The organism is Paraglaciecola sp. (assembly GCF_030730205.1).
Taxonomy (GTDB): Bacteria; Pseudomonadota; Gammaproteobacteria; order Enterobacterales; family Alteromonadaceae; genus Paraglaciecola.
The window spans coordinates 75129-88199 of the sequence record NZ_JANQVQ010000125.1 but is presented as its reverse complement, the minus strand read 5'-3'; the positions used below and the strand labels follow the sequence as shown (position 1 = coordinate 88199).

Below are 13071 nucleotides of genomic sequence, written 5' to 3'. Positions count from 1 at the left end.
GAATACAGGTTTGTGATGAATATTGTACATAGTTTAAAGAATTAACCAGATACGGTCAGTACAAATTTTAGTATGCTGAGCAACAATTGTTGGCAAAAGTAAGTGCTTGTTACTGAATGGTAAAACTATTCTTGTTCGTTAAAACGACCAGCGATCAGGGCTTCAACGGCGTCCATGGCTTCTGCGGCATCGTCGCCTTCACTGGTAACGGTTAATTCTTTTCCTTGGTTTCCTTCCAACATCATCAGACCTAATACGCTATTCGCACAAGCTTGTTTCTCACCAAGCTGCAGGGTTACAGACGCGGAAAACTTATTTGCTAACTGCACTAACTGAGTGGCGGCTCTTGCATGCAATCCAAGCTTGTTAACAATGACAATGTTTTTCTCAATTTTTGGCATAGTCGGCTCGCAAAGTAACTCGTGTTAGAAAGAATAAACGTATTATTGATTTAATGTTCTGTGCCTAATTTGCACGTCAGGATGAGAATCGCCAAACGTTTTTGCCAAGGCTTCAGCAACATAAACAGAACGGTGTTGGCCACCCGTACAGCCAATAGCGACTGTAACGTAACTGCGATTATTACGTTCTAAATGGGGCAACCATGTGGATATTAAGTTTTGGATTTGCCAAATAAACTTAGTCACAATAGGCTGAGAGCCAAGAAATATCTGCACTGGATTGTCTAATCCCGTTAAATGTTTTAAATCAGGCTCCCAATGTGGGTTAGGTAAAAAACGGGCGTCAAATACGTAATCAGCATCCTTGGGGATGCCATATTTAAAGCCAAAGGACTCAAATACTAAAACTAATCTTGAGCTTTTTTTACCCAATATCCGTTCGCGTACTAATTCAGCGAGCTGGTGGACGGATAGTTGGTCAGTATCGAGATATAAATCAGCTCGTTCTGCAATAGGTGCAAGTAAAACTGACTCTGCATGAATCGCTTCAGCCAAGGACTTATTTTGCCGCGAAAGAGGGTGCAGGCGGCGCGTCTCGCTGAAGCGCTTAACTAAGATGTCATCACTGGCATCCAAGTACAAAATAGTCATATGCCAAGTTGAAGGTAAATAATCGAGTATTTCAACTAATTCATTTGGATCTTTAGGCAGGTTGCGCACATCAATGCTGACTGCGACTTGATCATATTCATCGACTACCGTATGGGTGAGAGTTGGCAATAAATTAACTGGGATGTTGTCAACACAATAGTAACCAAGATCTTCTAGGGCTCTTAATACAATTGACTTGCCTGAGCCAGAGCGGCCACTAATGATGATTAACTTCATGTCAGTTCATTACCTTGAACAATTCTTCGTCAGTTTGCGCGTCGCGCATGCGTTTTAGGGTATCTTTGTCGGTTAGCTTAGCGGCAATAGCAGACAAGGTGCCGAGGTGTTCGCAGGCTTGTTCTTCAGGAACTAAAATCGCGAAAAATATGTCTACGGGTTGTTTATCTATCGCATCATATTCAATGGGTTTGTCATTAGTAATAACAACCGCGACGACCTTTTTAAGGTCTTTCAAACGACCATGAGGCAGTGCTATACCATTACCGATACCGGTGCTACCCATTTTCTCACGGTTCATCAAACTGGCTAAAATAGTGGCTTGATCAATGTCAACAATGTGCTTGGTGGCCACATTGCTGATTAACTCGAGAATGCGTTTTTTACTGGTACCCTGCACTGCACATAATGTGCAGTCAGGGTGAAGAACGTCTTTAATTTCCATTATTTACAGAGTCACTTAATGGCGTTTGGCTTTTTCCTTGTGCTTAATCACTTGTCTATCAAGTTTATCGATTAAAGCATCAATGGCGGCGTACATGTCTAAATGTTCAGCATTAGCAAAAACTTCTGCTCCGCTGAGGTGTAAAGTGGCTTCAGCTTTTTGATTGAGTTTCTCTACATTTAAAATGACATGAACGTTGTTAATATGATCGTAATGTCGTTCAAGTTTGGTAAATTTTGAATCAACATAATCGCGAAGTGAATCTGTAATTTCTAAATGATGACCGGTTAAGTTAATTTGCATATCGCCTCTTCCTTTTCTAAATTGCCTATAACAGGCTCTTACGTTGGTTAGACGGAGGGATCAACAACGACTCCCTATATTTTGCTATTGTCCGCCGGGCCACGACTATGCCTTGGTCAGCCAACAATTGAGCAATCTTACTATCACTTAAAGGTTTACTAGGTTTCTCTGCCGCGACTAACTTTTTAATCAATGCTCTAATTGCAGTAGAAGAACATTCTCCACCTGCATCAGTCGCAACATGACTCGAAAAGAAGTATTTCAGCTCAAATATACCTCTAGGTGTATGCATGTATTTTTGTGTTGTCACACGAGATATCGTGGATTCGTGCATATCCACCATTTCTGCAACATCATTTAAAACCATGGGCTTCATCATTTCAGGACCATGCTCAAAAAAACCAATTTGCTGTTGAACGATACAATTGGATACTTTAAGTAAGGTCTCATTGCGACTTTCGACGCTTTTTATAAACCACTTGGCTTCTTGTAAATGTGAACGAATAAACTGGCTGTCGGTGCTACTTTTGATGCTTTTGCTCATGGCAGCGTACTGCTGATTGACATTGAGTTTAGGTAAGCTATCGGGATTGAGTTCAACCATCCAACGGCCGTTTTTCTTGGTTACTGACACATCAGGGATAACATATTCAGGCTCCCCTACGATTAAAGCACTACCTGGGCGAGGATTTAGCGTTTGTAAAAGTCGCATCGCTTCGCGTAATTCATCTTCCTTTAAGCGGGTTTTGCGCATTAAAGTCCGATAATCCTTGCTGCCAATAAGGTCACAATAATCGGTGATCAGCATTTTGGCTTCGGCTAACCAAGGGGTTTCTGGTGCGAATTGGTTTAATTGAATCAGCAAACATTCTTGCGGGCTGCGCGAGCCAGAACCAATTGGATCAAACATTTGAATGCGCTTGAGTACACATTCAACTTCGTCTATCTCGATCTCTTCATCATTCAAACTGGCAAGCACTTCTTCAGCACTGATGGTTAAATAACCTGATTCATCGATAGAATCGATGATGGCCGTTGCGATAGACATATCCGTATCACTGAAGTGAGTCAGGCGCATCTGCCACAATAAGTGCTCTTGGATATTGTCGGTAGTCTCACCCTGAAACACTTGGTCATCTTCAACGCTAAAACTACTAGAGGACATTGAAGGTGCTGATGACGCACTTATGTATTCATCCCAAGTGCTGTCTAAAGGTAAGTCCTGCGGAATATCATTATTTTGCAGTGCATCGCCTGTTTCAACGGTGGCCGCATCCACTTCAATTTTATCGTTTGAGCCATCAGAACTAAAATTGGTTTCTAAGGCACTATCACCCGTTGGGTTTTCAAAGGGGTCGGCGATTTCTAATAATGGGTTTGAATCTAAGGCTTCTTGAATCTCTTGTTGTAAATCCAAGGTAGAAAGCTGCAATAACCTAATCGCTTGCTGCAATTGAGGCGTCATTGTGAGTTGTTGGCTAAATTTTAACTGTAAAGAGGGTTTCATTTACTTCTTATGCTTAGTCCGTTGTGGTTAGTTTAACCGTGCGAAATATCATGTTGAGCCAGAGCTTTACTATAGCCTGAATTGCTCACCTAGGTATACATCTCTTACACGTTGATCACTTAAAACTTCTTGAGATGTGCCAGCCGCAATTAATTCGCCATGGCTAACAATATAGGCTTTTTCACACACATCGAGCGTCTCCCTTACATTGTGGTCAGTTATCAAAACCCCAATGCCGCGATCACGTAAATGTTGAATAATCTTCTTGATATCGTTAACAGAGATAGGGTCAACGCCAGCAAAAGGCTCATCTAATAATATAAATTTAGGTTCTGCGGCTAATGCTCTAGCTATTTCAACACGTCGACGTTCACCGCCAGATAAGCTCATGCCTAAGCTGTTGCGAATATGATTAATATTAAATTCATCTAATAAAGCGTCAGCTTGCATTTCCCTTTGTTCAGTAGAGAGTTCTTTTCGCGTTTGCAGTATGGCCATTAAATTTTGATAAACCGTTAGTTTACGAAAAATCGATGCCTCTTGAGGCAAGTAACCGATGCCTTGTCTCGCTCTGACATGCATGGGTTCAAGCGTCAAAGCTTGTTGATCGATAAAAATCTCGCCCTTATCCAGTGGCACTAAACCAACAATCATGTAAAAGGTGGTGGTTTTACCCGCGCCATTTGGGCCAAGTAACCCCACTATTTGACCTGATGAGACTTCTAAGCTGACATCACGCACAACTTGCCTAGATTTATAAGATTTTGCCAAATGGCTCGCTTTTAAAATGGCCATTAGGGTTGTTGATCCTGTTCAGGGCTGGTTTGATTTTTAGTATTTTTTGATTCAGGCTGCAAAATCGTAATAACACGGCCACTATTTTGATCCTGACCTTGGGCCATAATTTGTTCGAGTTCCATGTTGAACACAATGGAATTGCCTTTTACGCTGCTACTATTTTGTTCGACCTCTGCATTGCCTTCTAACGAGAGAGTACGAGTTTGGCGATGGTATTCAATTTTATTGGCAGTGGCACGGACCAGCTTGCCATTTTCTTGCATTTGCGAGTATTCTGCAGGCGAGCCGGTGGCGATAAATACTTCTTTATCTTGGCCTGCCCCTGCATCGATTTCCATTTCATCGGCTTTAAGGACTAGAGTGCCTTGGGTGATAAGCACATTACCCTTGTAAATCGACTTCTTGGCAATTCTATCTAAAAAAGACTGTTGCGAGGCGATTTCGATTGTCTTAGAAAAATCATCTTTACCCGCATAACTCTGCGGTGAATAAGCAACCGCGAGGCTGAGACTAATGCCCAGTAGAAGGTTGGAATACGGTTTTAACATGATCAAATAACTCATATTGTTGGGTTTCAAGATTAGCCTTGAAACCGTTGCTGTTAATTACATAATTTGGGCCGCTTATGTTGACATATTGATCCGAGTGCATGGTTTTGTCACTCAAATTTACCTCAACAAACTGCGAATTGACTCTTTGCATCAAATTATCTTTGTCTCGCCCTGAAATTTCGACATCGGTTTCAAACTGTAAACGTTGATCATCATACAGTGTGCCCTCATTTGCGCTAATTTTCCAAGGGGTGCCTGACTGGGAAAATAAAGTGTACTGAGGACGCTTAAAAAGGGTAAAACCCAATAAGTCAAAATGCTCCATTTTTTCAGCGTACACTTGATGGGTTATTTCTCCCTCTTTGTTATATACAGTGCTTAACATGGTTGTTGCCTGATAGTTGGGCACCCATGCTTCTTCAGTTTCTGATTTAGGGAGTACTACGTCTTCGTCTAACCAACCGGGTAAACTTAAGCCCAAGGCCAATAGAAAAAGTAAACTGATACAGAGCGTTACTCTATTCATATGCTAGCACCATAGTTGCCGCTTAACTTGCCTTTTGCCAGTAGGATTAAATCGCAAATTTCCCTCACCGCGCCGAAGCCACCTCTATTTTGCGTAATGTAATGGGCTTTTTGTTTAACACTTGGGTGCCCGTCAGTCACACTAAAACACAGATCACTTACTTCAAACATGCCTAAATCTGGAATATCGTCACCCATTGAGGCGGTACTTTTGATTGAAATACCCAATTGTTTTTGTAATTCGGCTAAGGCCGTTTGTTTGTCTTCGCAGCCCTGAATAATATGGTGCACGCCAAGTGAGGTCATGCGTTGCTCTACAATCTTGGAACGCCGTCCGGTGATAACCGCTAAATGGACTCCAATACTTTGCAAGGCTTTTACGCCATACCCGTCCCTGGTATGAAAGGCTTTTAGTTCTTCTCCCTGTTGCCCCATATAAATACGGCCATCGGAAAAAATACCATCCACATCACAAGCTAAAAGTTTTACGCGAGAAAACAATTTCAGTGTATTTGCTGACTGTGGGCCATAAATAGTATCAATCATTGCCATCAGATAATTCCAGCCTGTAATAATATTTGCATGTTAATTGCGCCAATGGGCTGTCCGAGTTCGTTAACTACAAACAAAGAATTAATTTTTCTTTTTTCCATAATTTTTAATACCTCGGCGGCGAGCATCGCTGCTGGAGCGGTAACACTATTTACCGTCATCACCTTTTTTATGGCAACACTGTGCACGTCAATTCGAGCGTCCAAAACACGACGTAAATCCCCATCAGTAAAAATACCCATTAGTTTACTGTCTTTATCAATGATGCCTGCCATACCCAGTCCCTTGCGGGATATTTCGAGTAAGACTTGGCTGAGAGATTGCTCAGGGGTAACCAAAGGCAAACGCTCATTGGTCAGCATAATTTCGTTTAGCGTAAGTAGTAATTTTCTACCCAAGGAGCCACCCGGATGAGACAAGGCAAAATCATCACTGGTAAAGCCTCGCGCATTTAACAATGCTACCGCTAAAGCATCACCCATGACCAGCGTTGCAGTGGTACTTGATGTTGGCGCTAAACCTAAAGAGCATGCTTCTTGTTGCACCTTGATGCAAAGATTTACTTCAGCGTAGCTTGCGAGGGTATTCGTGGTGCTGTTAGACATCGCAATAATAGGCACGCCTAAGCGTTTTACTACCGGTAGTAGGGCTAATAGCTCTGCTGTTTCGCCCGAATTTGATATCGCTAACAAGATATCTTGTTCAGTTAACATGCCCAAATCACCGTGATTTGCTTCAGCGGGGTGCATAAAAAAAGCGGGTGTGCCAGTGCTGGCCAAGGTGGCTGATATCTTATGACCAATATGGCCAGATTTACCCATGCCACACACCACGACTTTGCCTTTACACGCTAAAATACGTTCACAGGCAGCCACAAAGTTTTCATCAATATATTGACTAAGATCAGCAATGGCTTGTTGCTCAATGTTGATAACCCTTAAGGCTGATTGTTTAAAATTCAAATTAGTTTTTTGCATGTCGTTTTAACCGAACAGAACGAATTGATAGGCAGCAAAACAGGCAATTAAGGCTAAGCCCTCAATTCGATTAATTCGGCGTATGCCTCTGAGGTTGAAACTCATTAAAATGAGTAAGATGTTTAGTCCAAGCATAATGTAGACGTCACGATGAGCTGCAAATTCATCGATAAGGCCAGGAGCAATTAATCCTGGCATTGCCATCACCGCCAAGATATTAAAAATGTTTGAGCCGATAATATTGCCTAAGGCCATGTCGTCTTCGTTTTTAAGTACGCCGGCAATACTTGCAGCCAGTTCTGGTAAGCTGGTGCCAATGGCTATAATAGTTAACCCAATAACAAGATCACTAAGGCCAAAGGCTTTAGCAATAACTACGGCGGAGTCAACCATAAAATTTGCGCTTAATGGCAATAATATTAACCCCATGATTAACCAAAATATGGCCTTAAAAGTGGGGACGTTAGTTGGAATTTCACTTTCCGTTTCAGCAATAAGGGGGTCGTTGCTTTCTAAGTTAAACGACATCCAAACAAGTGCGCCGATTACGGCAAAGAAAAACACGATTAAAATCAGCCCTTCGGTGCGGCTTAAAAATAAATCTGACAGCATATAAGTGGCCAGTAGTGAAAAAAACAGCAGTACTGGCATTTCGCGTTTTAACGTAGAAGAAGAAATGAGTAAAGGTTTTAACAAAGCGGTTAAACCTAAAACTAAAGCGATATTGGTAATGTTAGAGCCAATAGCATTGCCGATTGCGGTATTAATATTGCCATTTAAAGAGGCGGTTGCTGATACGACTATCTCGGGTGCAGACGAGCCCATGGCAACAATAGTTAAACCGATCACCATAGGCGATATTCCAAAGTTTTTGGCCATGGCGGCTGCACCATAAACAAATCGATCTGCAGCAAAACTGAGTACAGCTAACCAAACGAGAAAGAGGAAAACTTCAAAAAACACGAACACTCACTTATCAATGTCACTTGGTCAGATTGTCGCAAAAACCACGCTTAATTCCTACGATCTGACTATATTAATTAATTGGCAACTTTTTGCTATTCCTCAGGTCTAGAGGTAATGCATCGATATTGTAATCTTCTTTTAAGCCTAAGCGTATGTATATAAAGCTTATTTGTGGGTGAAAATTGAATTTGTATTTGATTCGATAAAATCGAATATAACTTGTTACTTTTTCTCTTTGTTATTAGGCCTTGAAAAAACGTAAAATAGGCACAACTTAGCGTGACTTGGTATTTTTCCAATTCTCTGAATCTATAGGAATCTTGTCCATTAAATGGAAAATTTGATAGAGATCGACAATTTGAGCTTTAGTCGCAGTGGTCGTTTAATTTACGACGATATTTCGTTGCGCATTCAAAAGGGTAAAACGACAGCCATAATGGGCCCAAGTGGTATCGGTAAAACGACCATGTTGCGCTTAATGGGCGGTCAGCTAACACCAGACAGTGGTGACATTCGGTTTAAAGGTGAGTCGATTCCGCAAATGCGTCGCAAACGATTGTTTGAAGTGCGCAGGCAAATGAGCATGTTGTTTCAAAGTGGAGCGATGTTTACCGATATGACGGTGTACGACAATATAGCTTTTCCTTTACGTGAGCATACGTCTTTGTCAGAAGACCTTATCAAAACAGTGGTGCAACTTAAATTACAAGCAGTAGGACTGCGTGGTGCCGCTCATTTGATGCCCGCTGAATTATCTGGTGGTATGGCGCGCCGCGCGGCGCTTGCTCGTGCTATAGCCTTAGATCCTGAACTTATTATGTACGACGAACCTTTTGCTGGGCAGGACCCAATATCAATGGGCGTTTTGGTCAAACTGATTAAAGCCTTAAATGACGCCCTTAAGTTGACTAGTGTGGTGGTAACTCACGATGTAACTGAAGTCCTGACCATTGCTGACTACATTTACATATTGGCAGAGAAAAAAGTGATCGGTAGCGGTACGCCTGAAGAAATCAAAAACAGTGATTCACCCTTGGTACAACAATTTTTGCAAGGTTTAGCTGACGGCCCAGTTCCTTTCCATTATCCAGCAGGTGATATAAAACAAGCCTTACTAGGCAGTAACTCATGAATTGGCTAGCAGGTATCGGTGCAGTCACCATTGGTAAATTGAGTTCGTTTGGCCGGGCAACCCTAATGTTATTTGGGGCAATTATCGCTAAGCCGCAATTTATTAAAAACGTGCCTTTAACCATTAAACAAATTTATGCAGTTGGCGTTCAGTCTCTGCTCATAATTGTTGTGTCAGGCTTGTTCATCGGTATGGTAATGGCCTTACAAGGTTATACCATATTGGTGGGTTATGGCGCTGAAGGTAGCTTAGGACCCATGGTGGCCTTGTCGTTACTGCGTGAACTTGGACCCGTGGTAACCGCCTTACTTTTTGCCGGTCGAGCTGGCTCTGCGCTAACCGCAGAGATTGGTTTGATGAAGGCAACCGAACAGTTAAGCAGCTTAGAAATGATGGCTGTTGACCCTCTACGCCGAATTATTGCACCACGTTTTTGGGCGGGAATGATTTCAATGCCCATGCTCGCCCTCATTTTTAGTGCGGTGGGTATATTGGGCGGACATGTTGTTGGTGTGGACTGGCTGGGCGTTGATTCGGGCAGTTATTGGTCAATTATGCAATCTACCGTGGATTGGGACAAAGACGTCGTCAATGGCATTATAAAAAGTGCGGTGTTTGCCTTCGTCATTGTGTGGATTGCAACGTACAAAGGTTACGACTCTATTCCAACATCGGAAGGGATAAGTAAGGCGACGACTGAAACAGTGGTCTATTCATCTCTGGCCGTTTTAGGTTTGGATTTTGTGTTAACAGCACTTATGTTTGGAATTGAGTAGGAGGAAATATGAATTCTAGGAAAGCAGAAATTCTAGTGGGTGGTTTTGTAGTCTTGGCCTTTGCCGCAGGCTTGATGTTGGCCTTAAAAGTGGTTAACCAAAATATGGCTGGTCAGGCAGAAACATACACATTGAATGCCAAATTTGACAATATCGGTGGCCTTAAAGTCCGTTCAGCGGTCAAAGTGGGGGGTGTTACCGTTGGTCGTGTAGACAGTATCACGCTGAGTCCGAAGGATTTTACCCCTGTGGTCAGCATGAGTATTTCTAAAGAATACGACAAGTTTCCAGAAACCAGTTCAGTGTCGATTCTAACCTCTGGTTTATTGGGCGAACAATATGTTGGCTTTCAACCTGGTTTTGAAATTGAAGGAATTGAAAATCTGTCTGACGGTGATTTTATCGAAGATACAAAGTCCGCTTTAGTATTAGAAGATTTGATTGGGCAGTTTTTATTTAGTAAAGGGCAATAAGCCAAACGTTGGCGAGGACGTAAAGTGAAAATTAAATTGTTACAAGCGGTGGCTATCAGTGTTTCTCTATTAGTGAGTCACGTTGTACGAGCTGAAGAAGTCAACCCTTACGATATGCTCGAACAAGTTGCGACTAAGACATTTACTCGTATTAAAACTGAACACGCCGATATTCAAGCTAATCCCGAATTATTGCGTACAGTAATGGAAGAAGAATTACTGCCTTACGTTGATTACAACTTTGCGGCACTGAAGGTACTTGGCAAATATTTTAGAACCGTACCAAAGGAGAAAATCCCAGAGTTCATCAAAGTCTTTCGTTCTTATTTAATTACGACATATGCGCTTGCCTTATCGTATTACAATGGTCAGGAAGTCATTTTTCAACCGAGTAAAGATGTAGGTGACGACAGCACAGTAACTGTGCGCGCCATAGTGAAAGAGCCAGGTCGTCCTGATATCAATATTGCGTTTAAGTTGCGTAAAAGCAGTAAAACCGATGAATGGAAGGCTTATGATATGGTCGCCGAAGGGATCAGTTTACTATCAAGCAAGCAAAGCGAATTTGAAGGTATTTTACGTCAAGATGGCATCCAAGCTGTGATTGACGCAATGAATAATACGATTAGCCGTCCAATTAATTTAAACCCAGAAGCGAAAGGATAAGCTGTGCAGCTTTTAAAGGTTTCTAATGACGCTCCCAACGTATTCTTACTCAGTGGTGAACTCAATCGGATAACGGTCAATGATGGTTGGCCGCATCGAGTTGAGGAAATTAAAAAAGCGGCAAAACAGCAGCCTGTGATTCTGGATTTACGACAGATTGAACAGGTGGACACCGCAGGTTTAGCGTGGATTATTAACTTACTTCGCGATTGTAAGGCGCAAAACGTCAGCTTCACCTTAAAAAATGTCCCACAAACTTTAATAAATTTAGCAAAAATAAGCGACGTAGAAGGTTTAATACCGCTACAATAAGCGCCATTTTTGCGTTTGAGAGTTAATATGGAAAACCAACAAATAGCGGCATTACTGAAAGACTCACTTGATCTTAGTGAAGTTCACGTTACTGGTGATGGTTCGCATTTTCAAATCATCGCAATAAGCGATCAGTTCGCTGATATGAGTCGAGTGAAAAAACAGCAATTTGTTTATGCCCCACTTGCCAGTATTATTGCAGAGGGAAGCATGCACGCCGTATCGATTAAGACCTTTACTGAGTCTCAATGGAAACGTGAAAAATTATTTAATATGCCGCAGTAAGCCGTTTTTAGTTTTCTCTCCTCTTTCGCTGTATTTCCTCCGTCAACTTAGAGTCTGTTTATGGATAAATTAATTATAGAAACGAGCCCACCCTTGAGTGGTAGCGTAAACATTTCTGGGGCGAAGAATGCCGCCCTTCCGATATTGATGGCCAGTATTTTAGCTGACACTACCTGTTACTTTGATAATGTCCCAGAACTGCGAGACATCCAAACTAGTTTGGCCTTATTAAATGAAATGGGCGCAATTGCAAAACGCACCGATGGTCAATCGGTGGTCATAGATCCCAGTAACATTAATAACTTCACTGCGTCCTATGAATTAGTTAAAACCATGCGCGCCTCTATCCTTGTGTTGGGACCTTTGTTGGCGAGATTTGGACAAGCTAATGTTTCTTTACCTGGCGGATGTGCCATAGGCGCACGGCCGGTTAATTTGCATCTAAGCGGCTTGGAGCAAATGGGCGCTAAAATTGATGTTGATTCAGGATTTATTCGAGCATCGGTGGATGGAAGACTGAAAGGCGCTCATATCGTTATGGATATTGTAAGTGTTGGCGCCACTGAAAATTTGATGATGGCAGCAAGTTTGGCAGAGGGTGAAACCATTCTGGAAAATGCAGCTCGCGAGCCAGAAATCGTCGACTTAGCAAATTGCTTAAACGCCATGGGCGCTAAAGTGACACATGCTGGTAGTGATAGAATTGTTATTCAAGGCGTTGAGCAGCTCTCTGGGTGTCGTTACGGCGTCTTACCTGATCGTATTGAAACAGGGACCTTTTTGGTGGCAGCAGCCATGACTGGCGGTAAGGTGCGCTGTGAAAATGCCGCGCCTCACACACTTGATGCCGTATTGGATAAGCTCACCAAAGCAGGGGCCTTAGTTACAACGGGCGATAATTGGATTGAACTGGATATGCGTGACAGACAACTCAAAAGTGTCAATATCAAGACCTCACCGCATCCTGGTTTTCCTACAGACATGCAAGCACAGTTTGTTGCGTTAAATTGTATTGCGCAAGGCGTAGGGGTTATCACTGAAAATATCTTTGAAAATCGTTTTATGCATGTACCTGAACTACAGCGCATGGGGGCGCACATTACCTTAGAAGGAAATAGCGCCGTATGTGAAGGGGCATCTAAATTAAAAGGTGCACAGGTAATGGCAACAGATTTGCGTGCTTCAGCGAGCTTAGTAATTGCCGGCTTAGTTGCCCAAGGCCAAACGATTGTTGATCGTATCTACCATTTAGACAGAGGTTACGAACATATTGAATCCAAGCTAAATGGCTTAGGGGCGAATATCAAACGCGTCAATTATTAAGACGTTCAACTAAATAGTGGTCACTGAGCCCAGTGGCTACTGTTTAACTTCAACTATAGAGTAGCTAAACCTTTCGATGAGCCTATTAGTGTAATGAGATGCGCTGGTATTGCTCTGCAATTAGATACGCGCATTGCTCTGTTAAAACATCTTTATTGAGCATCAGTGACCTAAATTTGAATATAAAATGT

18 protein-coding genes are annotated in these 13071 nt (G+C 42.3%); 7 read left to right on the top strand and 11 right to left on the bottom strand.

Going from position 1 to position 13071, the window contains the following annotated elements; all coding sequences use genetic code 11:
• Positions 1-125 precede the first annotated feature (125 nt).
• From NWQ57_RS09215 to NWQ57_RS09165, 11 genes are all read right to left on the bottom strand, one after another.
• Positions 126-401, bottom strand: a complete 276-nt coding sequence (locus NWQ57_RS09215) for an HPr family phosphocarrier protein (protein WP_306021852.1) — start codon at positions 399-401, stop codon at positions 126-128.
• A 42-nt stretch (positions 402-443) separates the two neighbouring features.
• Positions 444-1289 (bottom strand): RNase adapter RapZ, encoded by an 846-nt coding sequence (rapZ, locus tag NWQ57_RS09210; RefSeq protein WP_306021851.1) that lies wholly within the window; start codon positions 1287-1289, stop codon positions 444-446.
• A gap of 1 nt (position 1290) precedes the next feature.
• Positions 1291-1734 (bottom strand): PTS IIA-like nitrogen regulatory protein PtsN, encoded by a 444-nt coding sequence (gene ptsN, locus NWQ57_RS09205; RefSeq protein WP_306021850.1) that lies wholly within the window; start codon positions 1732-1734, stop codon positions 1291-1293.
• Positions 1735-1749: 15 nt separating this feature from the next.
• On the bottom strand, positions 1750-2037 hold the full coding sequence (gene hpf / locus NWQ57_RS09200; protein ID WP_306021849.1) for a ribosome hibernation promoting factor: 288 nt from the start codon (positions 2035-2037) through the stop codon (positions 1750-1752).
• 25 nt (positions 2038-2062) lie between these two features.
• The gene (locus tag NWQ57_RS09195) at positions 2063-3544 is read right to left on the bottom strand and encodes an RNA polymerase factor sigma-54 (protein WP_306021848.1); all 1482 of its coding nucleotides are present in this window, start codon (positions 3542-3544) and stop codon (positions 2063-2065) included.
• A 69-nt stretch (positions 3545-3613) separates the two neighbouring features.
• Positions 3614-4339, bottom strand: a complete 726-nt coding sequence (lptB, locus tag NWQ57_RS09190; protein ID WP_306021847.1) for an LPS export ABC transporter ATP-binding protein — start codon at positions 4337-4339, stop codon at positions 3614-3616.
• Positions 4339-4890 (bottom strand): lipopolysaccharide transport periplasmic protein LptA, encoded by a 552-nt coding sequence (gene lptA / locus NWQ57_RS09185; RefSeq protein ID WP_306021846.1) that lies wholly within the window; start codon positions 4888-4890, stop codon positions 4339-4341. The genes lptB and lptA overlap by 1 nt, the downstream gene beginning before the upstream one ends.
• Positions 4853-5419 (bottom strand): LPS export ABC transporter periplasmic protein LptC, encoded by a 567-nt coding sequence (lptC, locus tag NWQ57_RS09180; RefSeq protein WP_306021845.1) that lies wholly within the window; start codon positions 5417-5419, stop codon positions 4853-4855. The genes lptA and lptC overlap by 38 nt, the downstream gene beginning before the upstream one ends.
• Complete coding sequence (kdsC, locus tag NWQ57_RS09175; RefSeq protein WP_306021844.1) at positions 5416-5970, bottom strand: 3-deoxy-manno-octulosonate-8-phosphatase KdsC; 555 nt, start codon at positions 5968-5970, stop codon at positions 5416-5418. Before kdsC ends, lptC begins: the two co-directional genes overlap by 4 nt.
• Positions 5970-6947 (bottom strand): KpsF/GutQ family sugar-phosphate isomerase, encoded by a 978-nt coding sequence (locus NWQ57_RS09170; protein WP_306021843.1) that lies wholly within the window; start codon positions 6945-6947, stop codon positions 5970-5972. Before NWQ57_RS09170 ends, kdsC begins: the two co-directional genes overlap by 1 nt.
• 6 nt (positions 6948-6953) lie before the next feature.
• Positions 6954-7910, bottom strand: coding sequence for a calcium/sodium antiporter (locus NWQ57_RS09165; RefSeq protein WP_306021842.1), 957 nt, complete (start codon positions 7908-7910; stop codon positions 6954-6956).
• A gap of 334 nt (positions 7911-8244) precedes the next feature.
• Here NWQ57_RS09165 and NWQ57_RS09160 point away from each other — a divergent pair, with 334 nt between their 5' ends.
• The 7 genes from NWQ57_RS09160 to murA are packed head-to-tail and all read left to right on the top strand — an operon-like array spanning position 8245 to position 12880.
• Positions 8245-9045, top strand: coding sequence for an ATP-binding cassette domain-containing protein (locus tag NWQ57_RS09160; protein WP_306021841.1), 801 nt, complete (start codon positions 8245-8247; stop codon positions 9043-9045).
• Positions 9042-9821 carry a lipid asymmetry maintenance ABC transporter permease subunit MlaE gene (gene mlaE, locus NWQ57_RS09155; RefSeq protein ID WP_306021840.1) on the top strand — a complete coding sequence of 260 codons (780 nt, stop codon included), beginning with the start codon at positions 9042-9044 and terminating at the stop codon, positions 9819-9821. Before NWQ57_RS09160 ends, mlaE begins: the two co-directional genes overlap by 4 nt.
• 8 nt (positions 9822-9829) lie before the next feature.
• Positions 9830-10294, top strand: a complete 465-nt coding sequence (mlaD, locus tag NWQ57_RS09150; RefSeq protein ID WP_306021839.1) for an outer membrane lipid asymmetry maintenance protein MlaD — start codon at positions 9830-9832, stop codon at positions 10292-10294.
• Positions 10295-10324: 30 nt separating this feature from the next.
• Positions 10325-10960, top strand: coding sequence for a phospholipid-binding protein MlaC (locus NWQ57_RS09145; RefSeq protein WP_306021875.1), 636 nt, complete (start codon positions 10325-10327; stop codon positions 10958-10960).
• Positions 10961-10963: 3 nt separating this feature from the next.
• Positions 10964-11272, top strand: a complete 309-nt coding sequence (locus NWQ57_RS09140) for a lipid asymmetry maintenance protein MlaB (protein ID WP_306021838.1) — start codon at positions 10964-10966, stop codon at positions 11270-11272.
• A 27-nt stretch (positions 11273-11299) separates the two neighbouring features.
• Positions 11300-11557 carry a BolA family protein gene (locus NWQ57_RS09135; protein ID WP_306021837.1) on the top strand — a complete coding sequence of 86 codons (258 nt, stop codon included), beginning with the start codon at positions 11300-11302 and terminating at the stop codon, positions 11555-11557.
• A 60-nt stretch (positions 11558-11617) separates the two neighbouring features.
• Positions 11618-12880: a UDP-N-acetylglucosamine 1-carboxyvinyltransferase gene (murA, locus tag NWQ57_RS09130; RefSeq protein ID WP_306021836.1), complete on the top strand. Its 1263-nt coding sequence runs from the start codon at positions 11618-11620 to the stop codon at positions 12878-12880.
• Positions 12881-13071 lie beyond the last annotated feature (191 nt).

Coding starts and splice junctions, on each gene's coding strand:
- NWQ57_RS09215 (WP_306021852.1), bottom strand. CDS start 401: ATGCCAAAAATTGAGAAAAACATTGTCATTGTTAACAAGCTTGGATTG.
- rapZ (WP_306021851.1), bottom strand. CDS start 1,289: ATGAAGTTAATCATCATTAGTGGCCGCTCTGGCTCAGGCAAGTCAATT.
- ptsN (WP_306021850.1), bottom strand. CDS start 1,734: ATGGAAATTAAAGACGTTCTTCACCCTGACTGCACATTATGTGCAGTG.
- hpf (WP_306021849.1), bottom strand. CDS start 2,037: ATGCAAATTAACTTAACCGGTCATCATTTAGAAATTACAGATTCACTT.
- NWQ57_RS09195 (WP_306021848.1), bottom strand. CDS start 3,544: ATGAAACCCTCTTTACAGTTAAAATTTAGCCAACAACTCACAATGACG.
- lptB (WP_306021847.1), bottom strand. CDS start 4,339: ATGGCCATTTTAAAAGCGAGCCATTTGGCAAAATCTTATAAATCTAGG.
- lptA (WP_306021846.1), bottom strand. CDS start 4,890: ATGTTAAAACCGTATTCCAACCTTCTACTGGGCATTAGTCTCAGCCTC.
- lptC (WP_306021845.1), bottom strand. CDS start 5,419: ATGAATAGAGTAACGCTCTGTATCAGTTTACTTTTTCTATTGGCCTTG.
- kdsC (WP_306021844.1), bottom strand. CDS start 5,970: ATGGCAATGATTGATACTATTTATGGCCCACAGTCAGCAAATACACTG.
- NWQ57_RS09170 (WP_306021843.1), bottom strand. CDS start 6,947: ATGCAAAAAACTAATTTGAATTTTAAACAATCAGCCTTAAGGGTTATC.
- NWQ57_RS09160 (WP_306021841.1), top strand. CDS start 8,245: ATGGAAAATTTGATAGAGATCGACAATTTGAGCTTTAGTCGCAGTGGT.
- mlaE (WP_306021840.1), top strand. CDS start 9,042: ATGAATTGGCTAGCAGGTATCGGTGCAGTCACCATTGGTAAATTGAGT.
- mlaD (WP_306021839.1), top strand. CDS start 9,830: ATGAATTCTAGGAAAGCAGAAATTCTAGTGGGTGGTTTTGTAGTCTTG.
- NWQ57_RS09135 (WP_306021837.1), top strand. CDS start 11,300: ATGGAAAACCAACAAATAGCGGCATTACTGAAAGACTCACTTGATCTT.
- murA (WP_306021836.1), top strand. CDS start 11,618: ATGGATAAATTAATTATAGAAACGAGCCCACCCTTGAGTGGTAGCGTA.